We start from the raw sequence: 26,499 nt of genomic DNA, 5'->3' as shown, positions 1-26,499 counted from the left end.
GAGAAAAAGACATGATAAGTATAACTGAAGGAAATAATTTAGGAGATCTTCTGAAATATGAAGTGTCCAACTTATATTCAAGAGATCAGATAACAGTAGCCAAGGGACAAAATCTAAAGCTGGGAACAGTAGTTGGTTATGATACTAAAGATGGTTTTATTAAAGCTTTAAATCCAACTGCCACAGATGGTACACAAACGGCGATAGGAGTGATAGCAAGCGATGTAAACGCAAAGGAAAATAGTAAAGGAGTAATTATTGCTCGTGGTGCAATACTAGCAGATCATGCAGTTGTGTGGCCAGCAGGTATCACTGAAGAGCAAAAAGCTGCAGCAATAAAGCAACTTGAAGGACGAGGGATCATTGTCCGCAAGGGAGTGTAACTTAAATTAATAAGGGGGAAAAAGAATGCAAAATCCATTTACAAATACAGCATTTAGCATGACGGCACTAACAAATGCGATGAATATATTGCCGATAAATTATGGACGAGTTGAAAATTTAAATTTGTTTCCAAGTAGGTCAGTAAGATTTAGACATATTACAATAGAAGAACATAACGGAGTTTTAAGTTTACTACCAACGCAAGTTCCAGGGGCGCCAGCAACAGTAGGAAAAAGAGGAAAAAGAAAGGTAAGAACGTTTACGATTCCACATATTCCACATGATGATGTAGTACTGCCAGAGGAAGTACAAGGAATAAGGGCATTTGGATCAGAGAGTGAACTTAAAGCGCTTGCAGACGTAATAACTGACCATTTACAGCTAATGAGAAACAAGCACGCAATAACATTAGAGCATTTGCGAATGGGAGCGCTGAAAGGAATAATTCTGGACGCAGATGGCAGTGAATTATTAAATCTGTACAACGAATTTGAAATCACGCCAAAAGTAGTAAATTTTGCCCTTGGAACAGCAACAACTGATGTAAAGCGTAAGTGTCTGGAAGTATTGCGACATATTGAAGACAACTTAAGTGGTGAATATATGACGGGAATTCATGCACTCATAAGCCCTGAGTTTTTTGATGCACTTACTTCTCATACTAAAGTGAAAGAAGCATATGAGAGATGGCAAGAAGGAGCAGCGCTTCGGAATGATATGAGGTCAGGGTTTACGTTCTGTGGAATAACGTTTGAGGAATATAGAGGGCAAGCAACTGACCCTGAAGGAACGGTGAGAAGATTTATTGAGAAAGATACAGGGCACTGTTTTCCACTAGGAACAGCGAGCACATTTACAACATATTTTGCACCAGCAGATTTTAATGAAACAGTAAATACACTAGGACAGCCACTATATGCAAAACAAGAGCCAAGAAGATTTGATAGAGGAACAGATTTACATACGCAGTCAAATCCTCTGCCAATGTGCCACCGCCCGGCCGTTTTGGTAAAAATTACTGTGTAAATTTGTGAACGTATTGTAATCTTAGCAGTATATTTTTATTTATAGGTAAAATATGACAGAACTATTAGGAAAAATAATTCCAATATTAATTATAAAAGACGCTACGTCTGCTATTGAATTATATAAACAAGCCTTAAATGCAAAAGTATTGGAAATTCACTTTGATGAAAACAATAAGAATATGGTAATGCATGCAGCAATACAGATAGGTGATTCATTAGTATATATCGATGATGTACAAAGTAATTCTATCGCTGGCGGGAATGTTTTACAAGCTGCTAAGCTATGTGTCTATGTTGAAAATGCTGACGAGTTGTTTAATAAGGCAGTAAGTAAAGGAATGCAAGTAGAAAGGTCGTTAGAGAATATGCATTGGGGTTACAGATTTGGTGTAGTAAAGGATGAATACGGTATTCAGTGGTGTTTCTCCAGTCCATTGAAAAAGTAGCAGAAGGTGAAAAACATATCAAAATTATTTAAAGATTGCTTCGAACATCTGGGGCAGCAAGCTTTGTATGAGTCAAAGGATAAGTCATATATGGTACAAGTATTAAAGCAAGAGCCAGATAAATTATACGAGATTGGTGAAGGACAATTTGTGGGAGAGATGCTTTTTCTTGAGGTAAGCATTTTTGATATACTGAGGCCAATTGTAGGAGATATTTTTGTTATAGGTGATTGCAAATACAAAATACACACGCCACCACTTAGGGATAAGTCTGGAATGATCTGGAGAATCGAAGCATCTGGGGTGTAAAATGTCTGTGCATATAGAAGTTGAGGTAATAGAAAGTGTAAATGCTAAAAGAAAAAAAATAGAATTAGCAATAGTGAGAGCATTAAACAAAACAGCACTATGGTTAAAAGCGCAAGCAGCTAAGGAAATCAGTGAGGAAAAGAAAAGTTTGATAAGAAAGAGATTAAGAATTTTTAAGGCGAAAACTAGCAGATTAGAAGTGTTAATTAGAGCAAATCTCTATGACATTAGAGCATCGGCAATTGGCAAAATACAAAAAACAAAAAGAGGATCGAAAGTAGGAAAGCATGAGTTTATAGGAGGATTTGCAGCAGTTATGCCAAAAGGAAATAGCGGTATGTTTAAACGTGAAGGAAGAGCAGCATTTCCAATAAAGGAAGTAAAACTACCACTCGAACCTGAGGCTTCAAGGATAATAGGAAATCTTGTTAATTATGAGGTTGAGAAAGTGTTTACAAAATTTTTTGAACGTGAATTGAGCTATAAAGGATGAATTTGAAAGATTTACATGATAAAATTTGTACCACGCTGAAGAGAGAAATACCAGCAATTCAAACTTGTGAAATTTATCCATCGATAAGAAAAGAATTATTAGCGCCAGCGTTATTTGTAGAGCTTGTGAGTTTAGAATCGGGAAAAGATCCTGGAACAGAGGAATTAGCGCTGAAAGCAAGATTTGAAGCACGCATTGTGACTGATAGCACAATAGAAAATGCCCCTATTATTGTCAGAACATTAGCAGCAGAAGTAGCAAGAGTAGTAAATAAAAATACTTGGAATGTGGAAAATGTTTCACCAGGAGAATTTATCTCTACGGAAATTGACGGATTTAGACCCGAATTAGATGCGTATTTGTTGTGGTTGGTTGAGTGGAGTCATCAGCTTCATTTAGGTAAATCGATATGGACAGAAAATAAGATTAAACCACATACGATTACAATAGGAGAAAATGTTAGAGAGTAATTTTGCTATTTCAGAGCTGCAAAGAAAATTAGCAAACATTGTACGAATAGGGCTTGTAAAAGAAGTAGATTATGAAAAAGCAAAAGTAAGAATTAAAATAGGCGAATTTTTAACAGATTGGTTGCCATGGATAACAAGCAAAGCAGGAAAAGATAGAAATTGGTCTCCGCCAGGTATTGATGAGCAAGTAGTGATACTTTCCCCGCTAGGAGAATTATCTTTAGGAGTAGTACTTCCTGGAATATATCAACAAAAGTACTCTGCACCAGAAAATAAAAAAGAGGTGAGTAGCTTAACATTTCAAGATGGAACAAAGTTGTCATACGATAAAGATAAACATCATTTAGAGATTGAAGTAGTAGACAAAATAACACTGAAAGCTGGGGAATCGAGCATAGAAATGACAAAAAGTGGAATAAAACTGAAAGCAGAAAGGATCGACTTAAATTGAACAAAGGAATAGTAAGGTTAGGAGACTATTGTGGAGAAGCTATACCACATTTCTGCATTAGCGGAAGTAATAATGTTTTTGTAAACGGTAAGTCAATATGTAGACAAGGAGAAAGTTTTAGTGAAGGAAAAGTAATGATTCAAGGATCAAAAACAGTGTTTGCAAATGGTCTTAGTGTAGGAAGAGTAGGAGATATAGTTTCATGTGGGTTTAAAGTAATAAAAGGCAGTGAAAGCGTTTTTGCAAAATAGAAATGAAGGGTATGGATGCTAAAACAGGAAAAACGTTAGAAGGAATAGAGCACTTAAAGCAGTCGATAATTGATATACTGACCACTCCTATTAACAGTAGAATAATGAGGAGAGATTATGGTTCTCGATTATTTGAATTAGTAGATAAGTCAATAAATAGAGATCTAACTTTGGAAATCTATTCAGCAGTAGCAGAAGCTCTACAAAGGTGGGAGGAAAGATTTAAGCTAGAAAAAGTAAAAATGACAGAGGTGAAAGAAGGAAAAGTAACGCTTGATCTAGAAGGATTATACTTACCAAGCGGGAAAAACATTCATTTTGATGAAATTGTAGTTTAAAGATGAAGCAGCTAAATATTGTAGAAAAGCTGAGTTATGAAGAAATCTTTTCGAGAATGAAGGAAGAGTTAGTAAAGCGAGATGCAAGTTTTACAGGATTGGTAGAAAGTGATCCAGCAATGAAGGTATTAGAAGTAGCAGCATGGCGAGAACTTTTACTCAGACAAAGGATAAACGAAGCTGTAAAGGGTAATTTACTTAAATTTGCAACAGGAGAAGATCTTGACTCTTTAGCTGAATTTTATGGAGTAGAGAGGCAAAATGAAGAAGATGATGAACATTTTAGAAAAAGAATAAAAGCAAAAATAGCAGGTTGGTCAACAGGAGGAAGTAAGGAATATTATAAATATCATGCACTGTCAGCAGATAGTAGAGTAAAAGATGCACTAGTAGAATCACCTATACCAGGAAAAGTACAAATTTCAATCTTATCAACACAAACTGGCATATTGTCAGAAGAGCTACTAGAAATTGTAAAAAAGCAGGTTACTAGAGATGATATAAGGGTTTTAACAGATACAGTAACAGTAGTTGGTTGCAATATTACGGAAATAGATATTCACAGCAGAATGAGCATAAGTCCTGTAATATCGAAGGAGGAAATCAAGAAGCAGTTTATTGAGAAGTTTGAATTAGCAAAAAGATTAGGGTGGAGTGTAACAAGATCGTGGATAATAGCGAATCTATTTGTAGATGGTGTAGAAAACGTAGAATTAATCGAGCCAAAAGAGGATGTTGTGGTGCTAGGTAACGAGTGTGCAAATTTGCGAAATTTAAAGATTGAGTAATGCTATTACCCCCAAACGCGACAAAGCAAGAGCAAGCATTGGTTGATGCAATCGATTACAAAGTTGATCCAAGTTGCATCAGGAGATTTAAATTTAGTCTTAAAGAAGAAACATTGCCGTGGATAATAGAAGAATATGGTTTAGAAGAGATACTGCGTTGGGTAAAAGATAGAAGAAAAGCCGTAATAGAAGGAGTAAAATTTCAAAGACTGCGAGGAACTCCAGCATCACTAAAAATAGCACTAAAATGGGCAAATATAGAAGATATTAAAATTATTGAAGAACCACCTGGTAAACATTTTTTTGAGTTGCAAGTAGGGATAAAAGAGGTACCAAATGACTTCTTCGTAGATGCAGTAGTAGAACTTGCAAAACTATCACTGCCTGTAAGATCCAGATTGATGAGGATTTTTAACGATTATTATAATGTGCAGAGATTTATATTGGATGAGAGTTTATTTGGAGATCTTCTTTCTGATTATTCAGGGGTAAAAATAGAAAAAGATGGACCAGTGTTATCATTTGGAAGAGTAAATTTTTTCAGGTCTAGTGGTCCAGTTATTAGGATTATAGAAAACTATCTACGCGATCATTATGAACGAGCTTTAAGCAATGATATATATCGCCTAGATGTAGCAGTACTTGGAGAAACAGAGGCTCATACAAAGGATTACAAAGGCATTTATGAAAGAAGTCATCAGTGGTACAACTTAAAAGCACTATATCCTCTATCACAGAGCTTATTACCAGAAATAAAGTTTGCCAAAGCACAGATTGTACTGTCAGATAGCTGGAAATTAGGAGAAATAAATGGGTGCTTTCCAGTAAGTAGCGTAGAAGAAAAAGGAAATAAATTTGTATTGGGAAACGATAAACTTTCAGGGCAACGTTGGAATTTAAAACACAAGCCAATTTTAGAAAGATTCAGTATTATCCATCGTTACAAAGTAGAAAATTATACAGATCAGAAGGTCAGAAAATATGTTTTAGCAGAACACAACATTTACTATAAAAACGACTTATATTCAGAGCAAAAAGACTCAATACACGAATTAGAAAAGCACATTTTAGTGTTTTACCCGGGAGTACTGAAATGGCACGAACATCGACATTTGCACAGAAGTTGGAAAAATAGTCAAGTAATATCTATAATAAGTTAAATACTTATATTTAGATCCTCATATATTATATTAATAATAGGTTAAAATGTATGAAATAAAAAGAAAAGGACTTGCTTTCTCATGCTAAAAAGGACATGACTTGAATAGCGGCAGGTAAATATAAGAAATTTGTCTGGCGCTAGAAAAGCTAATTTTGTGAGGTAAGTATGAAGTTTAGCAAAGAATCTTTTAGTAAGTTTTGTAAAGAAGTATCAAGTAAGGATATTAATAAAAGAAATGAAGAAGGAGAGACGATATTACACCAAGCAGTAGAAATCTCCAATTACAAAACAGTGAGGTTCTTAATAAAGAAAGGAGCAGAGGTAAATGCAAGAGATAAAAATGGTTATACACCTCTGCACTGTGCAGTATTTGCGAAAAGCTTAGAAAATGTAAAAGTGCTGCTAAGAGAAGGAGCGGAAGTAAATGCTACTCAATATGTCACTGGATGTACGCCACTCCACTCTGCGTGCAAAATAGGAGGAGCAGGAGTTGAAATAATAAAAGAGCTAGTGAAGGCCGGAGCTGAAGTTAATCAACTGAATAAGTATGGTGCAACACCAATGTATTACATCTGGGAAAGTGAAAAGTATTGCCTATGTGATAGCAAAGAGAGTGAAAAGGCAAGTAAATTTTTGAGAGAAAAAGGAGGAATAACAAAAAGTAGAGAACTGACGTGCTATGGAATAGAGGGGCTAGTGGGAGAAATAGCAGACATGTTGAATGGAAGCTACATGCCGGAGCTAAAAATAATAGAGATAGGAGAAATAAGAAAGAGAGACAAATCACTAATAAAGGAAGAATGTGAAAATTTAGCAAGCAAAATAATGAGCCAAGTAAATGAGATGATAGATGAGGTGGTGAAAAGGAAGGCTTAGGTTTAAAGAAAGGTAGGGGTAGATTATGATAAAGCTTGGTAAGAAAGAGAAATCTCTATTAGAGAGCTCATTTAAAAAGAAAGAGACGAAAAGGGAACTACATTATGCAGTAGACGCAAAAACAGTGAGATTATTAGTCGAAAAAGGAGCGAATGTGAATGCTAAAGATGTAGAAGGATACACAGCACTGCACCTAGCGGTAACGGAGAAACGTCTAGAAATCGTGAGGGAATTGATAAAATCAGGAGGGAATGTAAATGCGGAAGAATATGGAAATAAATGCACACCGCTGCACCTTGCATGCATGATAGGCGAAAAAGAGATAGTGAAAGAATTAGTGAAGGCTGGAGGAGAAATAGAACAAGCGGATAAATTTGGAATGACAGCAATGGATTATGCGAAAAACAGTAAGGAGATCACTGAAATATTGAAGAAAGAAATAGACAGAATTGAAAAGCTATTTATGAAGGGCTAAAAATATGGAGAAAGAAATAGAAAAGAAAGTAATGAATTTAGAGAAAAAACCTTTGGGTGAAATGAGAAAAATATGGAAGAAGGTATATGGGGAAGAGGCACCTAGACATTCAAAGAAGTACCTGATACCAAGATTGGCGTATAGGTTACAGGAGAAAGTGCATGGAGAAATATCAAGAAAGGGGGCAAAAAGACTAGAATATCTAGCAGATCGACTAGAGAAGGGAAAAAGAATAAGTAGCGATAAACTGCCAGTAGCAGGAACAGAGCTGATATTAGAAAGGGGTGAAGAAACACATGCAATAATGGTAACAGATAAGGGTTTAATCTACAGAGAAGAATTTTATACGTCATTGTCAGCAGTAGCCGGGAAAATAATGGGAATGAGCTACAACGGACCTTTATTATTCGGGATGCGTGACAAAAGTGGAAATTGAGGAGAGAGAATGCTAAAAGAAGTAAGATGTGCAATATATACGAGAAAATCAAATGAAGATGGTCTAGAACAAAAGTTTAATAGTCTTGATGCGCAACGTGTAGCATGTGAAAAATATATAAAAAGCCGAGAAGGATGGGTAGCATTGGCAAAAAGGTACGATGATGGCGGATATTCAGGAAAAAACTTAGAAAGACCAGCAATAAAAGAATTATTTGAAGATGTAAAGGCAGGAGAAGTAGATTGTGTAGTAGTATATACGCTCGATAGGCTATCAAGAGAAACAAAAGACAGCATAGAAGTGACATCATTTTTTAGAAGGCACCGAGTAAATTTTATAGCAGTAACGCAGATATTTGATAATAACACACCAATGGGAAAATTTGTACAAACGGTATTATCAGGAGCAGCGCAACTAGAAAGAGAAATGATCGTAGAAAGAGTAAAAAATAAAATAGCAACATCAAAAGAACAAGGATTATGGATGGGTGGAACTTTACCGCTTGGGTATGATGTGAAAGATAAGGAATTAATAATAAATGGAAAAGAAGCAAAGACGGTAAAACATATATTTGAGAGGTATATGGAGCTAAAATCAATGGCAGAATTGGCAAGGGAGTTAAATAGTCAAGGTTACAGAACGAAAGCAAGGTTTGATATCTTTAAAAAAGCAACGGTGAGGAGAATAATAACAAATCCAATATATATGGGAAAAATACGGCATTATGAGAAAGAGTATGAAGGAAAACATGAAGCAATAATAGAAGAGGAAAAGTGGCAAAAAGCACAAGAATTAATAAGGAATCAGCCATATAGAAAAGCAAAATATGAGGAAGCGCTGCTTAGGGGAATAATTAAGTGCAAAAGCTGTGATGTAAATATGACTTTGACGTACTCAAAAAAAGAGAATAAAAGGTACCGATATTATATATGTAATAACCATTTAAGAGGAAAAAGTTGTGAATCGGTAAATCGAACAGTAGTAGCAGGAAAAGTGGAAAAAGAAGTGATGAAAAGAGCAGAAGATTTATATGAAAAATGTGGAGAAGAATGGAAAAATTTAAGTTTTGGAAAACAGAAAGAAGTAGTGAAAAAGTTAATAAAGGGAGTAATGGTAAAAGAAGATGGAATAGAGGTGAGCTCAGAGGATAAGGTGGAATTTATACCAATAAAAAAGAAAGGAAACAAATGCACAGTAGTAGAGCCAGAGGGGAAAACAAACAATGCATTACTGAAAGCAGTGGTGAGGGCTCACCTATGGAAACGTCAGCTAGAGGAAGGAAAATACGCAAATATAAAAGAGCTGAGTGCTAAAGTTAATATAGGTACAAGACGTATACAACAAATTTTAAGATTAAATTATTTAGCACCAAAAATTAAAGAAGATATAGTAAATGGGAGGCAGCCAAGGGGTTTGAGGTTAGTGGATTTAAGAGAAATACCGATGCTTTGGGGTGAGCAGATGGAGAAGTTTTATGGTCTTAATTTACAAAAGTAACAGGAGATCGATGTGCCAGAAATTGGGGAAATCAGTGTTAAAAGCTTAATTATATAATGAAAATAGTAATAATCTTAACTTATATACGAAATGACACCAGAGCTCTAAAATTATTGTGTAAGAGCCAAACTTCTCCAGTTTAGCCATGTTTTATAGTGACGCTGTAACCTTTAATATGGCAAGTGATTAGTTGTATTAGCATACTGAGCTGTATAATACGCCAAGGCCAAGTACAAAGATCGAAAAAATAGACCAGCCTGCAGTTTTCTTTTAGCTCAACACAATCTTAAAAAGAATAAACATCAAGCTAGAGAAACCTCCATTCATTTCCACATTCCAGTCTTGTTGTCACTAATTTTCACTTCATTCACATCAGTACTAGGACTACTCCATCCCTCTTCTTTGGCTTTTTGTAGAGATTCCTCCAAAAGTCTACTTGAGTCGTCTATATTCCTCATAAGCTGCTCTCTTGGTGATAAAAGACTTTCATGAATTGGTTGCTTATATTGTGTTTTGTTAAACAGACTAGCAGCTAGAATACCTAATAATAGTGTGTTATTTACTACAGTAGTGTTTATTTCCGGTACAGAAGTAACAGTAGTACTATTGTGTCCTCTAGAAGTAAGTAAAGCTGGAGATCCTGTAGACGATATTAGACCTTTAACCCAAATGACAACACTATTGTTCATCCATGAATTGCTTGGTACTATATCACGGCGATTACGGTCTCCGTGTTGGTAAGACGACAGAAATTCAACAATTTGTGAATAGCCTCTACTTTTTGCAATATCTAATGGTGTTTCACCATCATTATCTTCAACATTAGCATTAGCTCCTCTTTCCACAAGATATTTTATTGTATTTAATGATGATGGTGATGGGTAAATACACCTATGACACCAATACTGATTACCCATAATAGCAAAATGTAAAAGTGTATTGCCGCCACATCTACTTTTAGCATTAATATCAGCACCATTTTCTATGAGAAAATCGAAGTCATTCCATCTACGATCACCAGCAGCTAAGCATAAAACTGATCTGTCTTGTTCATTTCTAGCATTAACATCAGCTCCCTTGTCTATTAGGTACTTCATCATATCTAGTCGTCTATCACAATAATAATCTTGGGTATTGAAAGCTATAATAAGAGCTGTTTCACCTTCTGTATTCCTAGCATTAACATCCGCCCCTTTCTCTACTAAGTACTTTACTATGTCCAAGTGACAACTTTTAACAGCATAATGTAAAGGAATTTCGCCATTCTTATCCTTAGTGTTTAAATCAGCTCCCTTATTAATTAGATATTTCACAACTTCTAAACTGCCTCTTTGAGCAGCAAAGTGTAGAGAGGTACGACCAGATCTACTAGCTTCGGTGTTGATATTAGCTCCTTTCTCTATAAGGTATTTTACTATATCTAGGTGACCTTTTGCAGCAGCTAAATGTAAAGGTCCCTCATGCTCATCGGCAACATTGATGTCAGCTCCTTTTTTCACAAGGTATTTTACTACATCTAATTGGTTGTTCCAAACTGCCCAATGCAAAGGTGTTTTTCTACCATACCTATCTTTAGCATTAATATCAGCACCATTTTCTATGAGATACTCTACCGCATCCAGCCTACCATATCGAGCAGCTAAATGTAGAAGTGTGTTGCCATCGGTGTCTTTAACATCAGCTCTCTTATCTGTAAAGTATTTTACCATGTCTAAATGAAAAACAACTTCGTGTATGGGTGTTTTATCATAATCATTTAATTTACTATTTAAATCAGCCCCTTTATCAACTAGATATTTTACAACTTCTAAATTACCTCGTTCAGCAGCAATATAAAGAGGTGTACGTCCCGTCCATCCATCCTTAGCATCAATGTCAGCACCTTTTTCCACTAAGTACTTTACTATATCCAAATTATCTCGCTTAGCAGCGAAATGCAAAGGTGTATTCTCTCCTTTATTTCTAGCATTAACATCAGCCCCTCTTTCTACAAAGTATTTCACTGCATTTAAATTACCTTGCTCAGCAGCATCGTGCAAAGATGTATTACTATAATCCTCCGTAACCTGCTGTCCCTCTGTAGTTTGTGAAATTTCTGTTGTAACTTGCTGTCTTCCCGTAGTCTGTTGTCTCTCTGTGACCTGAGGCACTTCTGTAACTTGTTGTCTTCTTGTGACTTGTTGCCTTTCTGTGACCTGAGGCACTTCTGTAGTTCGTTGTCTTCTTGTAACTTGTTGCCTTTCTGTAACTCGCTGCGTTTCTGTTGTAACTTGCTGTCTCTCTGTAACCTGTTGCCCTCTTGTGACCTGAGACACTTCTGTAACTTGTTGTCCCTCTGTAGTGTGTGGCACTTCTGTAACTTGTTGCCCTTTCTCCGTAAAGTATCCAGCTATATCTACATAACCTGAACCTTCATCTAAAGGAATATCACCTTTTTCATCCTTTCCTTTTGCTACAAAGAATCCCTCTTCATCTAAATTATCTTGCTCAGCAGCAACCTGCTGTCTCTCTGTAACCCTAGGTACTTCTGTAATTTGTTGCTTTTCGGTGACTAATTGCCCTTCTGTTGTAACTTGTTGCCCATCTGTAGTATATGATACTTCCGTAACCTGAGGCACTTCTGTAACTTGTGGCACTCCTGTAGGATACAGAAAACGTTTAAGAGTATCTATAAGATCACCTAAAGTTTCTACCTCACCTAAAGCACCCCTGGCTGTATCTAAAGCCTTCTGCTGTCCACTTTGTGTGCCTAAGTGCCGCGTAACTACCTGTGAACTACGATCCCAACCTAGTTTTTTTGACAGCTGATACCAACGATATATATAGGTTGCTATTTTATATATATCATTTCCTATACCTCGTTTTGAACGATGAAGTTTAACTGTATTATCTTCACTTGAACTTATAATATCATTTACTAATCTGCTTATTTCTTCATGACTAATTTTATCACTAAGATTTTTTTGCTTAAAAGTACCAGACTGTAGTAGCTGAACAATTTTATTAATTGTACCATTACTGGATTGTTGCTGATTCACATGCATTTTATTACCATTAAGTATAACTAAAACTACCCACACTATAAAACTAAATGGTTATAAACAGTTTATGTAAATACCAAATACAGACTAATCTTTAGCGCAGATATTTTGAGTGTCAATAATTTTTTCCATGTGGATGGAAAATTAATTTTATATTGTAAGAAATCGCATAGTTTACTTGAAACTAGTATTAAAAGAATCACATCAACTACAGTAGGCATATATTATCAATTATAGCAAGAAGAAAATTATCTTGAAGATTTGTAGTATATTGCCACTGTTTTTGCAATTTTATCGTAAAAAAGCTGCTTGCGTTTGTCGAGTATTGCGAATATAAAAATTAATATTATAACTACAAATGTTAATGTTAATAAAGCTCCAGACCACTTTTCAGAATTATGCTGATTACAGAATTCTTCTAGAGACAAAATATAACACGGTATGAATACATTAAAAGCTTCAAACAAAACGTACCTGACTGTTGCCTGTACTAAAGTGATATTTTCAAGTGTATTTGCATCTTTTATGTGAATACCGCACAATAGTTGTCCTGGAGTACCGCTAAATCTTCTCATCATGAATACTCCAAATATTATTGATAGTAGAAAAAATAAGTATGTGGTTAATAAATCAGCTTTAATAGGATCAAAAGCTATTTGTACGAAAGAGAAAAAAGCTAAAGAAATTCCAATAATAATAAAATGGTCTATAATATATGCTACTGCGCGCCTAATTATCCCCACACAGTTTAAATTTAAGTGATGTTTTTCAGGTTTGTAGTCAATTACCACTGTTTTTATAGTTTTATCATAAAAAGTCTGTTTACGTTGATCAAATGTTGCAAATATTAAAACTAAAATTGGTAAAATGAAGAACCAGTTAGAAATACAGCTCAACAAGAGCACCTTAAGAGTACTCCTTATCACTGCTTGCATTAAAGCAACGTTTTTAAGTGTATTTGCATCCTTTATGTATATACCAAATAGCAATTTTCCAGGAGTCCAGCCAAACTTTGTTATCATTAATGTTTCTAGTGCTATAAACAGTAATGTTTCTAATACTTCCCCTTGAATTGACGTGGAGATTATAGCAGTGTCAGAAAAGATATAATTAAAAAATTCAGTAAAGGATTTATCTGATGATATGAACAAAGTGAATAAATAAAAGGATAGAAATATTATTGCATCGACTACACATGCTGCAACACGTTTAGTAATTTCTGCATGGCTTACTTTAGCATCCATTTTTATACCTAACACCATTATCTAATGTATCACGTTAGCGGTTAAATAATAGTAAAATTGGTTGCTTGTACTGCTGGTTGAGAGCATGAGAAATATTTGCATTCATATAGAAAACATGGGTTCCTTTAGCATCACAACAAATTGAATTATTTACTTTCTCCAAAAAACATAAAAAGGTCGTATATTTTTGAGAACAAGTTGCGTAAAAATAAGGTTATAAAAATAGAAGCTTGCAATCTTTGCAACGAAGTTATACAAAACAGTTCGTATGTAAACATGGCTAAAGTAGGCTAATATAGTTGGTTTTAGCGTACAGTGAAATCACCATATAAAAAAGTTCGAACGGTACACGTGGTAGACCAACGCATCCTAAAACAAACTCTTCTCTCGTCTCTTGATTTCGAGTCCTAGAAATGGTTATTTTATTTAAATTATTAGTGTAATATGTTGCTAGATTAATAATAATTGATTTGACAATAGTAAAGAAAATTTTAGGTGATTTATAGCAAAAACGAAATTTAAAGATAGAACAAAGCCCTTCTACAAGCTTAACTCAAAAACTTAAATAAAATAGCCTAAAGATACAATATCTATAAAAGTTACTTGTATTATCGATTTCATTTACTAATATATAATAAAATCTAATATGATCTTAAATTTAAATATAAAATAAGTAATTAACTTTATGGTGAAGGTAATAGATTATCTCAGGACAGATTCACAAGCAGTTAAGTTAGATAGGGAAGAAAAATCTTTTCAATTTAAAAATAGAATAAGACGTCAATATAACCCTAATGATATTAATATTGCCAAGTTGTTTCTTGCGATACGTGAGCATAGAACGGATAATCCTCAGCTAAATAAGATTAGTGAAATTGAAGGGTTACTTACTCAAGTAGAAAATATTAATGATATTGATCTCAATGATGGTGGTAATACACCACTACATGTTGCTGTAAGCAAAAATCATCAAGACATTGTTGAACTTCTTTTGAATGTGTCTGGTATAGACCCAAATATTAAAAATAATCAAGGTAAAACTCCACTAGATATTGCTAAGCAACAAAATAAGGGAGAGATTATTAGGACTCTAGAAGAACATTTAAAAAAATTTTCTGATCAAGTAAAAGGACTTTCTGCACAGGAGGAGGAAGTACATGAAAAGCTAAGAAAGTTTGTTGAAGATTTTGTTTTTATTTATGAACGCTCTTTATCAGAGTACTATGAGAGACTAGAAAATCAAAGAGGAAAGCAAGGTAAATGGGCTGATTTTGTTAATATGATAATATATATAGGAAAAGGTGGAACAGAACAAGGAGAAGCGGAATCAAAAGTAATTCCTCTTATTGGAATTAACATTCTTCGAGCAACAATATCCAGCATTGGTAGTAGTTATAATAGAGCAGAGCTTAAAAAGCTGATAGATCAATTGTATATATTTAAAAAGGATCCAATCAAAGTCAGGGAAGAGTTAGTAAAATCTGGTATTGAAATCTTTCAAAGTTTTGAGAGCCAATTTATACAAGTAACAGCAGAAGGAAGTTGGCGGAGAGCAATGACAAAATTAGCAGAAGATGCTGTGAATAGAGTGGTTGATTACTATAGAAAAAATACTGAAAAAGAGCTTTGTGCTTCCTCAATTACTGAGGGTATTATTTTTGGAAAATCAAAAAGATATAAACAAACCTACACTGGTGTTCCTCATATTAAGCTAGGACATACTTTAGAAAGTAAAAATTCATGGAATACTGCAGAAATATTTGATAAAGCGGGATTAGTAACGATAAAGAGCGATGGTCGTGCTGATAAATACTATAGGAGAATAGACGGAAAGAGTGATACTAGCAAATATGGCTATCGTCTTCTTTTGAAGTGGGAGTTGGAAAATAAAATAAAAAAATTCATGAAAGAATACAGTGAAGAAAATCCTCCCAGAGAAGAGTATAGGTATGTTTTAAAGTCAGATGGGAAAACAAATGAAGAATGGGAAGATGAATTATTGAATGAGATTAATAAGCAAGATCCGAAGTTAGTCGAAGAGAGGTTACTAAGCAAATTCAAAGGAGAAATGGAACAGGAAGCTGAAAAAAACTTCAATGAATTAGAGGATTATATAGGTAAGAATTTTAATGAGTTATCAGGTTACATAGAAAGTAATCAAAATGAGATTAAGGGAGTCTTTGATGAATTAATGAGTCAATATCAGGAAGCCAGTAGGCAACGTCACAAGATAGCAGATTCTATTGTAGAAGGAAGGAAAGAAAGTGAAAAAAGTTTCGAGAAAATAGATAAAAAGCTTGATAAGATATATGATGCAGTTGTAGCAAGAGAGCAAGTAAGAAAGCCTATTTGGTTTAATGTGAAAAAGCCAGTAATTTTGTTTGCTGGAAGAAGGGAAGAGTTAATTGACCTACATAATAAGATACAACTTAATTCAGAAAAAGTAACAGTAATATCACAAATAACCTCAATTAGCGGTTTAGGAGGAATAGGAAAAACTGAGTTAGCTAGACAATATGTTCAAGAATATAGTAAAGATTGTTATGACAACGTTATATGGATCAATGCTGAAAGTGAGATAGCTCTTGTTGAATCATTTACTCGATTAGCGAAGGATAAGCTAAAAATTGATACAAAAGATGCAAATGGAAAAGAAAAGGATATAAGATCTATCGTAGAAGAAGTTTACAATTTTTTTAGTAATAGTAAAAGCTTGTTTATTTTTGATGATGCCGAGAAAAGTAATTATTTGAATAAGTTTTTACCAATTCATGATTCATTACCGGGTGGTAATGGACCTTATATTTTAATTACTTCTCGTAATCGAGAGTGGGAAAGGGGGATAGAAGTTATTAATCTGAACGAATTAAAGTCAGAAGAAGCGATAGAATTTGTAAAAAAGGGCTTGATTATAGAAGATGAATCTCAAAATGAAAAGATAAAAGCTTTGGTAGAGAAATTACAACACTTTCCTTTAGCTATACAGCAAGCAATATCATATATTGAAGATCAAAGAGTTACTAGAAAATTTGATATAGATGATTACCTAAAGGAATATGAGAAAAAAGCGAAAGATTTGCTTAATTATGAAGGATTTAGAGGAATTGATAATAACTATGCAAAAACAACTTTCACAACTTGGAAGATTACAACCGATAAGATAGCAAGCAATGAAAAGCATGGAAATTTAGCTTTAAGGATTCTTGATGTTATCTCTTATCTTGCACCTGACAATATTAGTAGAGAATTCTTTTTAGATTTGACAGGAAATAATGAAGAGGAATTAAGGTCTGCTGTTCGTTTACTTATAAAATATTCTATGGTTAATGGTGAACAAGAGCAAGGTGTGTTGAGTATTCATAAATTAGTTCAAGAAGTGACAAAAATAGCGTTGGTAGAGAAAGGTAAGAATAAGGAAGTTATGAAAGAGACTTTCGAGCTACTCAGAGCAAGTTTTCCTTATAATGGTGATAAATTAGAAGACTATTTAAAGAAACGAGAATTATTACCGCACTTAGAGGCATTTTTATCACGTATAGATAGTTGGTTAAAAAAGAACCCTCAAGATAAAGAAAAAATAGAAAAGGATTATCTTGAAAATTTGTTGACATGGATGAGTGATGGGTATTTTAATTTGGGTAATCCCAAAAGAGAAAAGGAGTTGCTAGAAAGGGTTTTGCCTATTTTAGAAAAGCATTACGGAGAAGATCATTTTGAAGTATTTAAAAGACTAGTAAATCTAAGCAACAGTTATCTAGTTTTAGGTGATTACCAAAGAGCAAAAGATTTGCTAGAAAGAGCTTTAAAAATTGAAAAGCAAGATTATGAAGAAGAGCGTTTTCAATTAGTTAGAACACTGGTAAATCTGAGTATCAGCTATCGAGCTTTAGATGATTATCAGACAGCGAAAGAGTTACTAGAAAGGGCCTTTCCCATTTTAGAGAATCATTATCGGGAGGATCGTTCTTCATTAGCTCAAGTACTAATAAACCTGAGTATTGCTTATGGATCTTTAGGTGATTATGAAAGAGCGAAAAAGTCAATAGAAAGAGTATTCTCTATTTTAGGTGACAATTATGAAGAAGAGCACTTTGAGTCAGCTAAAATGTTAGTAAATCTTAGTATTGCTTGTAGAGGTTTTGGTGATTATCAGACAGCAAAAGAGTTACTAGAAAGGGCACTACCTATTTTAGAAAATTATTATGGAGAAGATCATTTTCAGGTAGCTATAGCTAAAACAAATCAAGGTATCACTTATATAGCTTTAGATGATTATGGAAGAGCAGAAGAGTTGCTAGAAAGAGCTTTGCCTATTTTAGAGAATCATTATGGAGAAAATCATGTTGAAGTAGCTAAAATATTAGTAAATTTAAGTACCATCTATAGATACTTTGATAATTATCAAGGAGCAAAAGAGTTGCTAGAGAGAGCTTTACCTATTTTAGAGAAGCACTATGGGGAAGAGCATTTTGAAATAGGTATGGTTCTGGAAAGTTTAGGCACTGATTATATAGCCTTAGGTGATAATCAGGAAGCAAAAGAGGTGCTAGAAAGAGCTTTATCTATTTTAGAGAAATATCATGAAAGAGATCATGTTGAAGTAAGTAAAATATTAGTAAATTTGAGTATCGCCTATAGAGGTTTAGGTGATACTCAGGGAGTAAAAAAGTTGCTAGAAAGGGCTTTACCTATTTTAGAGAAGCATTATGGAGAAAATCATTTTGAAGTAGCTATAGCCTTAGAAGATTTAGCTATTGCCGATGGAGCTTTAGGTAATGTTCAGAGAGCAAAAGATTTACTAGAAAGGGCTTCTGCAATATATCAAAGGAGTAAAGTTGAAGAATGTTTGCCGAGTACGAGTTCATTAAGGAACAGAAGAGAAGCAAAAATTGGGAAATGTGAACTGTCTTGGGAAGACGTAGATGAATTCAATACAGAAAAAGATGAGAAAAGAGATTTTAGTAAAATTAAAATAGATAGTAAAAAGTTTATTGACTATATAAAAGATATACCAGAAGAAAAACGTTCTCAGCTAATTGAGCTAGCAGGTAAAGTTGAAGTTACAGGTGAGTTTCATGATTTAATCAATAAGCTTACCAGTAATCAGAAGGTTATGAATCATTTAAATAGAGTAAAAAAAATCTCTAGCATAACTATGCATGGAATGATGGCTAAAAATATTTTAGCTGATTTTTTAAACAGAGATTATCAGGGTGTAGCAATTAATATTGGTTTTATAGCAGGTGGTCAAGGATTTGCTAAAGTTGCTGAAGTTGCATCTCGTAAAGGATTAAATTTACTCTCAGAAGGAAAAGCATTACTCGGTAAATCTTTAAGAGTAGCATCTTCTTTTCTTGCTCGTGGTACTTCTACCTTTGTTGTTTATGATCTGGTAAATCAGGTAGAAGCATTTAGAAACGGTACGGAAGAAGAATTAGTTGGCGTAGTAGGAGATAGTATTTACCTAGGTGTTAATACTGCAGAGATTGGCATCGAAGTTGCTGAAGGTTTTGAAATATTAGAAGGAATATCAAGTGTTACTGGACTAATTGGAGCAGAAATTGGAGATGTAGTATTTATTGGTACTGATGTTTACATGGCAGTAAAGAGAGTTGATAAGATTGATCAATTGATTCACTTAAGTGGAAGAGAAAAATTTATTGAAGGATTGCGTGCATTTATAGGTATGCAACCTGAACAATATATAGAAGAATTAATAGAAGAAAAACAACTTTACAACCAATTAGTTAAGCAAGGATTTGAGTATTTGAAGCAGCATAATGATATTCAAAGTTATGTATTCCCTACTGGTCAATCAGTTGTTAGTTCTTGTCGTCAGGTGCCATACCAAGTGCTTCAGTGTGATGGCGCTGGATTTGGAGAATTATGCATGAGAAGAATTAATGTTACACTTTACACTGAAGAATGCAAAGTTAAGTTTAAGATAGACTTAGACAGTAAAGTACTGCTTGATGGAAAAGGAACCGATATAAAATGGAGTAGAGCAAGGCCGAATAATCCAAGTGGTGGAAAATTGTTTTGTTTCTCGCAGGGAAATGACGAACCTGCTCCAAATTATGGGTCATATTTATGCGAAAATGCGATTGGTTTATCTAATAACAAGATAGAAGGATATAATCTAATTAATTTAGGAGAAGGTGAAGATTATGCCAGGGGATTTAAGGATAGTCCGAACGTATTTGTAGTGAATGATGGGTCTAAAGAATATTATGGGGGAAATAAGAATGATATCTTTGTTTTACAGGGAGATCTGATAGAAGGGTCCTTGTACGGAGAAGATGGAATTGATACCTTAGATCTGACTGGATTTGCTCAAGAAGCTGTGAGTGTGAATGTGTATTTAAATACAAATATTGGCACTATTGTGTACAACAGATATGGTTATTCTGGATTTCAAATTAATTCAGTAGAAAGAGTGCTTGGTAGAAAAGCTAAGGCAGATCATATATTTAGTGCATGTGAAACTAAATTCTTGGATGGTAATGGTGGTAAGGAAGATCAACTTGATTATTTGGAAATAAAAGATAATAACTGTGTCTATGATATACAAGTAATAGTTAGAAATTACACTGAAGTAAATAATCTAGCACTCAAAGGTAACTTTAACTATATTGTACCATTTCAAAAAGGTAGTGCATCTGTTAAATTACTTGCTAATTTCGAAAATAACCATAGGTTTATATTCGACTACTTGCTTGCTGATATTCAGAGTATTGATATTAAAGATCACAATAGTATAAAGTTCGATTTTTCCTCAAAAGTTGCAAATAGTAACTTTAGTATATCTATCTCATATAACATAATGAACAATATAATCTATCAATTAAAAGACAGTGCTGAAATAAAAGTAGGTAAGGAAAGAAACTTGTATGCAATACAGAATACTAATAAAACTATTGATGAAATTATAGAAAGTTACCCAGCTATAGCAAATAAACTCAATATGACTATCGCTGTTCAAGATGGTGATGAATCTATACTTGTTGGCTATGGGAAGTGTGAGGTAATTTACAATAATCCAATCTATAACAGTCACTTAATTGGAAATGGTGGTAAAAACATATACGTAATTACTATAGCCTCAGGTGAGCAAAGATATGAACATAATATTTTTTCTATGCCACAAATAAACATCTACAATCCTGATCAAGCAAGTTCTATAGATACGTTAGATTTACGTAACGTGATAAAAATAATACAAGATGATTTGAAAATACATATTAATCTGCCAAGAATTTTTCAAGATGGAAATGATTTGCTAGTTAGGTTAGAAGCAGAAATGGGACAAAGTTTTTTATTAGAAGTGCTAACAGTAAGATTAAAAGACGGTTTGGATTGGTATGAAAATCTTCATATTATCTCAGATAGTGCGCCTATGAAAATAAGTTCTGAATTAGAATTAAAGCCACTACCTTTGATCTTTGAAAAGGATAAAGAAATTATTGTGGTAACGGGTCAAGATGTGGAGAAAGATGCTGAGCTTATCACGCCTAGAAAAGGAGGAAACAATACGTTTGTTCGTAGTAATGGTCATGATCTAATAATAACTAATGCTTTTGATTCGACTATTACTAAAGATGATTTTTGCAGTATTACACTTAGTAAATTCTATAAAACACCTAAGATGAAAACGTTATCAATAAAATTTGTTGATAAAGAGATAGTGTTAAAAGATCATGAGAAAGAAATAAGTACAGCAAGAGAAGTTAATGTTGTGAAAAAAGAACATAAGGATCAAGTGTACGATGATGTTTTTAGTTTTAATCAAGAAGGAGTAGAAACAACACAACACCGCAAACGTCGTCATCATCACAGGGATCATCATGTTTACTCATCACGAAAATCTCTTGTTATGGATTTAAACAATCAACCTGAGGTAATAGCAAGTAGTGGTACAAGATCATCTTCATGGATAAATGATTTATTTGGTTGGATAAGGAGCTCTGTGAGTGGATTATTAAGTTCTAAACCTGAAGTAGTATCAAGTACTAAAAGTCCAATCTCACAAGTAGATGCAAAAATGGATGTAAATGGTACGATAATGTTACTTGATGTGCTTGTAAGAAAGTTTACGGGTAAACAATATATATCTACAGTAGATCAATCTATACCTTTATTAGAAGCGAGAGGTTATGCACTAAATGTTACAAATAGATTTGAGAAAGTGTTGAATAAAACTGCTATTAAGTCAGGAGTATCATTGACAAATCTAAACTTTGATCCCGTGGCAGTGCAATCAGCTATAATTGGAAAAATAATAGATGGAAGATTTTCTGAAATAGCAAAAACCTTATATTTATTTGCAAAAGAAGCATGTCCAGAACTTAAACAAACTGATAAGTTTCTAGATCATTTGAGAAGCAATTTAAAAGAGGAAAAAGAAACAGTACTGCTACAACAGAAAGTAGAAAGGCCTTCTAAAGTCTTAGATCAGGAAGTTTCAAGGAAAGTAGAGGTATCTAAAAAGCCGGATATATTCTTAAATGGAACATCAGTAGTTAAAGGAATGAGCAGAGCGATAAATTGAGGGGACTATGTGATCTTTTCTGCCTGTAACTGTTTGATCTCATCAAGAGAAAGACCTGTGGTTTGTGATATGATGTCAGTAGAGACTCCAGCACTAAGTAGATTTTTGGCCACAGCTATTTTAGCCTGTTGTTCACCCTCTGCTATACCTTCAATTTTACCTTTTTGACCTCAGTTATGGATTAGAAAATAGATAAAAGTATAACTAAGAAGAGGGAAACAGGGTAAACTCGAGTATTTTAGTAATAATAAGAGGTTACCCATGAAGAAAGATATTACAGAACTGTACTGTTGCGTCGAGGATTTTTGTCGTGCGGTAGATGATAATTTTGCAAATAGGTTCTTATCAAACGGCAAAAAACCAACCAGAGTACCAGAAATAGCGCACTCAGAAATTCTAACCATAATCCTGTTATACCATAAATCACCATGTAAAAACTTCAAGGCTTTTTATCTTTGTTATCTTCAGTTATTCTATAGATCAGAGTTTTCAAAGCTGCCTTCATATCACAGATTTATTGCCTTAAAGCCGCGAGTTTTGTGGTATTTAGCATTACTTTTGCAATGGTTCTGTGAACAAGCGAAAATGACCGGCACTTCCTACATCGACACCTCTACGATTGCCGTTTGCCACAAAAAAAGGATCTCTAGGAATAAAGTTTTTAATCATCTAGCAGAAATTAGTAAGAGTACGTATGGTTGGTTTTTTGGCTTCAAGTTGCACTTAGTGATTAACGAAATTGGTGAAATTCAAGCACTTACCCTAACCAAAGGTAACGTTGATGACAGAAAACCTTTACCAACTCTCACTAAAAGACTGACCGGACTTTTGTTTGGAGATAAGGGCTATATAAAGAAAGAGCTTTTTGAGAAACTCTTCGATAGAGGCCTAAAGTTAGTCACTAAAGTAAAAAAAGGTATGAAAAACGCACTAATTTCACTTAAAGAGAAGATTTTATTAAGGAAAAGGTCGATTATTGAGACTGTTTTTGATTCCTTGAAAAACAAATTTGAGATTGAGCATACAAGACATAGATCGCCAACAAATTTCCTAATTCATGTTTTTTCTGTTCTGATTTCCTACTCCATGCAGTCCAAAAAGCCTTCTATTTCTATGCCTTTCTTTATCGGCTAATCCATAACTGAGGTTAATGATAATGTTTCTACTTTTGAGAATTTTGCTATGCTAATTGCTCTATAACTCCCATAATCCCAGTTTAACGATCTTCTTGTACCACAATTTATAGATGCGACAGAACCAAAACCCATACTCACCCAACCTAATCAATTACTTGCAATCTGGATTCCAGTTTTAAGCTACTCGGATGACAGAGAAAGGGCTACTTGCATGAAATGAAAAGGAGCACCGAGCAGATCACTTCTTCACAAAGATCTTATCAGCAACACGCATATCAATTATGCTCCAATTGCTAAAAGTAAAGTCGGTTGTATTTTGCAAGTGGCTTAAATAATCCCATGCGCTATAAGGATTATCTTCAGGCAATTTTACTGTGGAACTGTCATCGAGTATGATATTCCATCTTCTATTTCCTACATAAATACAAGAAGAAATATGATCACTTAATTGAGTTTTTCTCTCTAGTATATCTTTAATGAATTTTAGATTTGATAACGAATTTTGTCCTTTAATTACAACGAGGTTATCTATCGGGTAGTCATTTACGATCACTTTACCTTCAGAATCAATTACTGAAGTTCTGTTATCATCTTTCCAAAGAGCGAAAGGTGTATGTTCATCTACATCAATGTGTAAGGTATTAGGTAAAATTCTATAAATTTTTACATATTTTATCCATTTGCTTACAGATTGTATATTATCTGTTAGTTTTGAGAGTGATACATACATGATAGGTTGCGTTCTATCTACTAAACTTAGAATGTCCTTTTCATTTGTAAATTTGTTTCCAGTAACGGTTACTTTGTCGATTAAAAATCCATTGCTAAGTAATAAGCTCGATAAGCGATTGTTACACCAAGTAAAGTAGTAATTGAATCGATTTGTTATTTTATCAAGTGAACTATAAAGTACTAATGTGAGAAAAAGTGCAGTGATAATAACAAGAGCGCACTTGCGCAAAAAACTTCTTTGGCTTCTAGTAACATTGTTCAACATCGGCTTGATCTCTAATATTCCTGTGGTGTAAACTGTCTTCGACAATAATTTTGACTAATTCATTAAAATCAATTCCTCTTGTCAATTTTGCAATTTCTGGTACTAACGACAATTCAGTAAAGCCAGGATGTGTATTAACCTCAAGCATTTTTAAAGTGTTATTTTGGGGATTATAACGGAAGTCTGAGCGGGAAACAGTTTTACATCCTAAAAATTGATGAACTTTTAACGCGTGTTCCAAGGTTATTCTATATATGTTGTTAGGAATTTCAGCAGGAAATATATGTTCTGCAAATCCATCTGTATACTTTGCTTCATAATCATAGAATTTATTTTTCGGTCGTATTTCCATAGTGCCAATTGCTTCATTCAGTAATACAGCAGTATGTAACTCTATACCCGGTATGTATTCTTCTATGATCATCTTTTCCATTATAGTAGAACTATTATTTTTCAGCTCTAAGTAATCCTCATGTGAGAAAATCATGTGTACTCCAATGCTTGAGCCTTCGTTAATCGGTTTTAAGACGTACGGATAATCAACTTTAATATTATTTTTTAGCACATCTTCTCGACTAATTACATAGCCTCTTGGAGTGTCGATATTAAGAGAATGGAATATATGCTTTGACATCACTTTATTCATAGCAACAGCCGAAGCCATAACTTCTGAGTGTGTATATTTTATACCTAAAATCTCCAGTAAACCTTGAATACAGCCATCTTCACCATAAGGTCCATGTAGGGCAATAAAAGCAAGAGCGGGATTAGTTTTTTTAAGCTTTTGAGCAATGTTGCTATCAACATCTATTTCTATTGCATTATATGAAAGGCTATCAAGCGCCTTCTTTACTGCTTTTCCGCTCATAAGCGATATTTCTCTTTCGCAAGAAAATCCACCACTTAAAATTGCTATATTTGGAACCATAAGCACCCTAATATTTTGCTATATATCATATATAAAAGATACTTTTATCTTCAATAGAAAAAACGCTTTGAAAAATTCCACAGCTGTACAGATATTGAAACTTGCAGATGGTGTCATGCAAACTGGTTCCTTTATGATCAGACACCAGATTGCAAGTAAAACTGGAAGATCTTTTTCAGTAATATTCTTTAAAAATTTAATTTTGTAATCCACTTGATTTCCACTGGTTCTGTCGCATCTATAAATTGTGGTACAAGAAGATCGTTAAACTGGGATTATGGGAGTTATAGAGCAATTAGCATAGCAAAATTCTCAAAAGTAGAAACATTATCATTAGCCCCGATAATTTGTCTTTTTTGAATCATACGAATATTTTCTATGCCGGTAATGGTATCTTTGCGGAGTGGAAGCTCTTAAAACCAAGCATTGGCTTTATTCGTTTTTTGATAAATCTATGATCTTGTTCGACAATATTATTTAGATATTTTATTTGAAAAACCATGATTCTACAATCTTCAGAAATTTCTGTATTCAAATCATCAAGAGCAGCAGTATTACTGCCGCTTTTATCAATTACTACTTTCTCAGGAAGGTTATTCTCTCTAAAGGCTTTACGAAAGAACGCAAGTGCCGCAGACTTGTCTCTACGAGCACACAACAGAAAGTCTACAGTATTACCAATAGTGCTCTGTATAGATAAACCCATTTGCCGTTTAATTTAACGTAGGTCTCTCCAGCTACTGCCAACCTGCTTCTTCCTTTTCCTTACCGCTTCATCTATCAGTGGTGATAACCCACCTTTGTAACGTAGCATTTTGCTCCCCTTATACTCAGCATTTCTTCCAAATCTCGATAGCTCAAAGAGAATCTACATTTCATATATACAGATAACATTATTATCTCTGCTGAAAAGCTAAATCCTTTGAAATATGGCAATAATTTTGAACTAATACGAAACATCTTTGCTTTTTTTTTAGATGATCATATCACTTCTTTTCTACTTTCCTACAAATGTTACATACCAGGATTTATAGATGCGACAGAACCAAAAAAGGCCATACTGAAGGTAGCAATTTGTCAGTGATACTTGATATCTCTGCTGCCGATATTTTGTGTGATCATAAATTTCTTCAACATGCGACGCTATATCTCTGTACCCCATGCCGCTACCGCTAGATCCGTGCGAACTTTTCTTTATAGT

21 protein-coding genes and 3 pseudogenes are annotated in these 26,499 nt (G+C 34.1%); 17 read left to right on the top strand and 7 right to left on the bottom strand.

Annotation, left to right across the window (positions count from 1 at the left end):
- Positions 1-11 precede the first annotated feature (11 nt).
- The 15 genes from WP_RS02060 to WP_RS01990 all read left to right on the top strand — a co-directional run bounded on the left by WP_RS02060 (position 12) and on the right by WP_RS01990 (position 9,404).
- Positions 12-383 (top strand): head decoration protein, encoded by a 372-nt coding sequence (locus tag WP_RS02060; RefSeq protein WP_007302870.1) that lies wholly within the window; start codon positions 12-14, stop codon positions 381-383.
- A 25-nt stretch (positions 384-408) separates the two neighbouring features.
- Positions 409-1,410: a major capsid protein gene (locus WP_RS02055; RefSeq protein WP_012481826.1), complete on the top strand. Its 1,002-nt coding sequence runs from the start codon at positions 409-411 to the stop codon at positions 1,408-1,410.
- A 52-nt stretch (positions 1,411-1,462) separates the two neighbouring features.
- Positions 1,463-1,858: a VOC family protein gene (locus tag WP_RS02050; RefSeq protein ID WP_012481825.1), complete on the top strand. Its 396-nt coding sequence runs from the start codon at positions 1,463-1,465 to the stop codon at positions 1,856-1,858.
- Positions 1,859-1,864: 6 nt separating this feature from the next.
- Complete coding sequence (locus WP_RS02045; protein WP_012481824.1) at positions 1,865-2,167, top strand: head-tail joining protein; 303 nt, start codon at positions 1,865-1,867, stop codon at positions 2,165-2,167.
- Between the two features lies 1 nt (position 2,168).
- Positions 2,169-2,660: a phage tail protein gene (locus WP_RS02040; RefSeq protein ID WP_012481823.1), complete on the top strand. Its 492-nt coding sequence runs from the start codon at positions 2,169-2,171 to the stop codon at positions 2,658-2,660.
- A complete protein-coding gene (locus WP_RS02035; RefSeq protein ID WP_012481799.1) occupies positions 2,657-3,130 on the top strand; it encodes a hypothetical protein in 474 nt (157 codons plus the stop codon). Before WP_RS02040 ends, WP_RS02035 begins: the two co-directional genes overlap by 4 nt.
- Positions 3,117-3,581: a phage baseplate assembly protein V gene (locus WP_RS02030; RefSeq protein WP_012481798.1), complete on the top strand. Its 465-nt coding sequence runs from the start codon at positions 3,117-3,119 to the stop codon at positions 3,579-3,581. The genes WP_RS02035 and WP_RS02030 overlap by 14 nt, the downstream gene beginning before the upstream one ends.
- Positions 3,578-3,832 (top strand): PAAR domain-containing protein, encoded by a 255-nt coding sequence (locus tag WP_RS02025; RefSeq protein WP_012481797.1) that lies wholly within the window; start codon positions 3,578-3,580, stop codon positions 3,830-3,832. The genes WP_RS02030 and WP_RS02025 overlap by 4 nt, the downstream gene beginning before the upstream one ends.
- 2 nt (positions 3,833-3,834) lie before the next feature.
- A complete protein-coding gene (locus tag WP_RS02020) occupies positions 3,835-4,170 on the top strand; it encodes a GPW/gp25 family protein (protein WP_012481796.1) in 336 nt (111 codons plus the stop codon).
- 2 nt (positions 4,171-4,172) lie between these two features.
- The gene (locus WP_RS02015) at positions 4,173-4,958 is read left to right on the top strand and encodes a baseplate assembly protein (protein WP_012481795.1); all 786 of its coding nucleotides are present in this window, start codon (positions 4,173-4,175) and stop codon (positions 4,956-4,958) included.
- Positions 4,958-6,118, top strand: coding sequence for a phage tail protein (locus WP_RS02010; protein ID WP_007302879.1), 1,161 nt, complete (start codon positions 4,958-4,960; stop codon positions 6,116-6,118). The genes WP_RS02015 and WP_RS02010 overlap by 1 nt, the downstream gene beginning before the upstream one ends.
- Positions 6,119-6,285: 167 nt before the next feature.
- On the top strand, positions 6,286-6,996 hold the full coding sequence (locus WP_RS02005; protein ID WP_007302881.1) for an ankyrin repeat domain-containing protein: 711 nt from the start codon (positions 6,286-6,288) through the stop codon (positions 6,994-6,996).
- Positions 6,997-7,021: 25 nt separating this feature from the next.
- Complete coding sequence (locus tag WP_RS02000) at positions 7,022-7,471, top strand: ankyrin repeat domain-containing protein (protein ID WP_007302882.1); 450 nt, start codon at positions 7,022-7,024, stop codon at positions 7,469-7,471.
- 4 nt (positions 7,472-7,475) lie between these two features.
- Positions 7,476-7,907 carry a DUF2924 domain-containing protein gene (locus WP_RS01995; protein WP_007302883.1) on the top strand — a complete coding sequence of 144 codons (432 nt, stop codon included), beginning with the start codon at positions 7,476-7,478 and terminating at the stop codon, positions 7,905-7,907.
- Between the two features lie 9 nt (positions 7,908-7,916).
- Positions 7,917-9,404, top strand: a complete 1,488-nt coding sequence (locus tag WP_RS01990; RefSeq protein ID WP_007302884.1) for a recombinase family protein — start codon at positions 7,917-7,919, stop codon at positions 9,402-9,404.
- Positions 9,405-9,727: 323 nt separating this feature from the next.
- Here WP_RS01990 and WP_RS01985 read toward each other — a convergent pair whose 3' ends face one another.
- The gene (locus WP_RS01985) at positions 9,728-12,448 is read right to left on the bottom strand and encodes an ankyrin repeat domain-containing protein (RefSeq protein ID WP_007302885.1); all 2,721 of its coding nucleotides are present in this window, start codon (positions 12,446-12,448) and stop codon (positions 9,728-9,730) included.
- A 245-nt stretch (positions 12,449-12,693) separates the two neighbouring features.
- Positions 12,694-13,689 carry an RDD family protein gene (locus WP_RS01980; RefSeq protein ID WP_007302886.1) on the bottom strand — a complete coding sequence of 332 codons (996 nt, stop codon included), beginning with the start codon at positions 13,687-13,689 and terminating at the stop codon, positions 12,694-12,696.
- A 685-nt stretch (positions 13,690-14,374) separates the two neighbouring features.
- On the opposite strand from WP_RS01980, the gene WP_RS01975 reads away from it, so the two are divergent.
- Positions 14,375-22,237 (top strand): tetratricopeptide repeat protein, encoded by a 7,863-nt coding sequence (locus tag WP_RS01975; RefSeq protein WP_007302887.1) that lies wholly within the window; start codon positions 14,375-14,377, stop codon positions 22,235-22,237.
- Between the two features lie 5 nt (positions 22,238-22,242).
- Here the strand turns inward: WP_RS01975 and WP_RS07945 are convergent.
- Positions 22,243-22,404 (bottom strand): annotated as a pseudogene (locus tag WP_RS07945) (Rpn family recombination-promoting nuclease/putative transposase); the annotation flags it as partial.
- Positions 22,405-22,498: 94 nt separating this feature from the next.
- Here WP_RS07945 and WP_RS01970 point away from each other — a divergent pair.
- The gene (locus WP_RS01970) at positions 22,499-23,371 is read left to right on the top strand and encodes an IS982-like element ISWpi16 family transposase (protein WP_007301954.1); all 873 of its coding nucleotides are present in this window, start codon (positions 22,499-22,501) and stop codon (positions 23,369-23,371) included.
- Between the two features lie 240 nt (positions 23,372-23,611).
- Here WP_RS01970 and WP_RS01965 read toward each other — a convergent pair whose 3' ends face one another.
- From WP_RS01965 to WP_RS07885, 4 genes and pseudogenes are all read right to left on the bottom strand, one after another.
- On the bottom strand, positions 23,612-24,370 hold the full coding sequence (locus WP_RS01965) for a cell division protein FtsQ/DivIB (RefSeq protein WP_007302888.1): 759 nt from the start codon (positions 24,368-24,370) through the stop codon (positions 23,612-23,614).
- Positions 24,351-25,304, bottom strand: a complete 954-nt coding sequence (locus WP_RS01960) for a D-alanine--D-alanine ligase (protein WP_012481821.1) — start codon at positions 25,302-25,304, stop codon at positions 24,351-24,353. The genes WP_RS01965 and WP_RS01960 overlap by 20 nt, the downstream gene beginning before the upstream one ends.
- 278 nt (positions 25,305-25,582) lie before the next feature.
- Positions 25,583-26,258, bottom strand: a pseudogene (locus tag WP_RS07105) (IS6 family transposase).
- Positions 26,259-26,356: 98 nt separating this feature from the next.
- A pseudogene (locus tag WP_RS07885) lies at positions 26,357-26,466 on the bottom strand (transposase); the annotation flags it as partial.
- Positions 26,467-26,499 lie beyond the last annotated feature (33 nt).

This window comes from Wolbachia endosymbiont of Culex quinquefasciatus Pel (assembly GCF_000073005.1).
Taxonomy (GTDB): domain Bacteria; phylum Pseudomonadota; class Alphaproteobacteria; order Rickettsiales; family Anaplasmataceae; genus Wolbachia.
The sequence above is the reverse complement of the archived record's forward strand: the minus strand, read 5'-3'. Positions and strand labels throughout refer to the sequence as shown.

What these genes read in the sequence shown, in the direction of transcription:
- WP_RS02060 (WP_007302870.1), top strand. Translation starts at nt 12, where the DNA reads ATGATAAGTATAACTGAAGGAAATAATTTAGGAGATCTTCTGAAATAT.
- WP_RS02055 (WP_012481826.1), top strand. Translation starts at nt 409, where the DNA reads ATGCAAAATCCATTTACAAATACAGCATTTAGCATGACGGCACTAACA.
- WP_RS02050 (WP_012481825.1), top strand. Translation starts at nt 1,463, where the DNA reads ATGACAGAACTATTAGGAAAAATAATTCCAATATTAATTATAAAAGAC.
- WP_RS02040 (WP_012481823.1), top strand. Translation starts at nt 2,169, where the DNA reads ATGTCTGTGCATATAGAAGTTGAGGTAATAGAAAGTGTAAATGCTAAA.
- WP_RS02035 (WP_012481799.1), top strand. Translation starts at nt 2,657, where the DNA reads ATGAATTTGAAAGATTTACATGATAAAATTTGTACCACGCTGAAGAGA.
- WP_RS02030 (WP_012481798.1), top strand. Translation starts at nt 3,117, where the DNA reads ATGTTAGAGAGTAATTTTGCTATTTCAGAGCTGCAAAGAAAATTAGCA.
- WP_RS02020 (WP_012481796.1), top strand. Translation starts at nt 3,835, where the DNA reads ATGAAGGGTATGGATGCTAAAACAGGAAAAACGTTAGAAGGAATAGAG.
- WP_RS02015 (WP_012481795.1), top strand. Translation starts at nt 4,173, where the DNA reads ATGAAGCAGCTAAATATTGTAGAAAAGCTGAGTTATGAAGAAATCTTT.
- WP_RS02010 (WP_007302879.1), top strand. Translation starts at nt 4,958, where the DNA reads ATGCTATTACCCCCAAACGCGACAAAGCAAGAGCAAGCATTGGTTGAT.
- WP_RS02005 (WP_007302881.1), top strand. Translation starts at nt 6,286, where the DNA reads ATGAAGTTTAGCAAAGAATCTTTTAGTAAGTTTTGTAAAGAAGTATCA.
- WP_RS02000 (WP_007302882.1), top strand. Translation starts at nt 7,022, where the DNA reads ATGATAAAGCTTGGTAAGAAAGAGAAATCTCTATTAGAGAGCTCATTT.
- WP_RS01995 (WP_007302883.1), top strand. Translation starts at nt 7,476, where the DNA reads ATGGAGAAAGAAATAGAAAAGAAAGTAATGAATTTAGAGAAAAAACCT.
- WP_RS01990 (WP_007302884.1), top strand. Translation starts at nt 7,917, where the DNA reads ATGCTAAAAGAAGTAAGATGTGCAATATATACGAGAAAATCAAATGAA.
- WP_RS01985 (WP_007302885.1), bottom strand. Translation starts at nt 12,448, where the DNA reads ATGCATGTGAATCAGCAACAATCCAGTAATGGTACAATTAATAAAATT.
- WP_RS01980 (WP_007302886.1), bottom strand. Translation starts at nt 13,689, where the DNA reads ATGGATGCTAAAGTAAGCCATGCAGAAATTACTAAACGTGTTGCAGCA.
- WP_RS01975 (WP_007302887.1), top strand. Translation starts at nt 14,375, where the DNA reads ATGGTGAAGGTAATAGATTATCTCAGGACAGATTCACAAGCAGTTAAG.
- WP_RS01970 (WP_007301954.1), top strand. Translation starts at nt 22,499, where the DNA reads ATGAAGAAAGATATTACAGAACTGTACTGTTGCGTCGAGGATTTTTGT.
- WP_RS01965 (WP_007302888.1), bottom strand. Translation starts at nt 24,370, where the DNA reads ATGTTGAACAATGTTACTAGAAGCCAAAGAAGTTTTTTGCGCAAGTGC.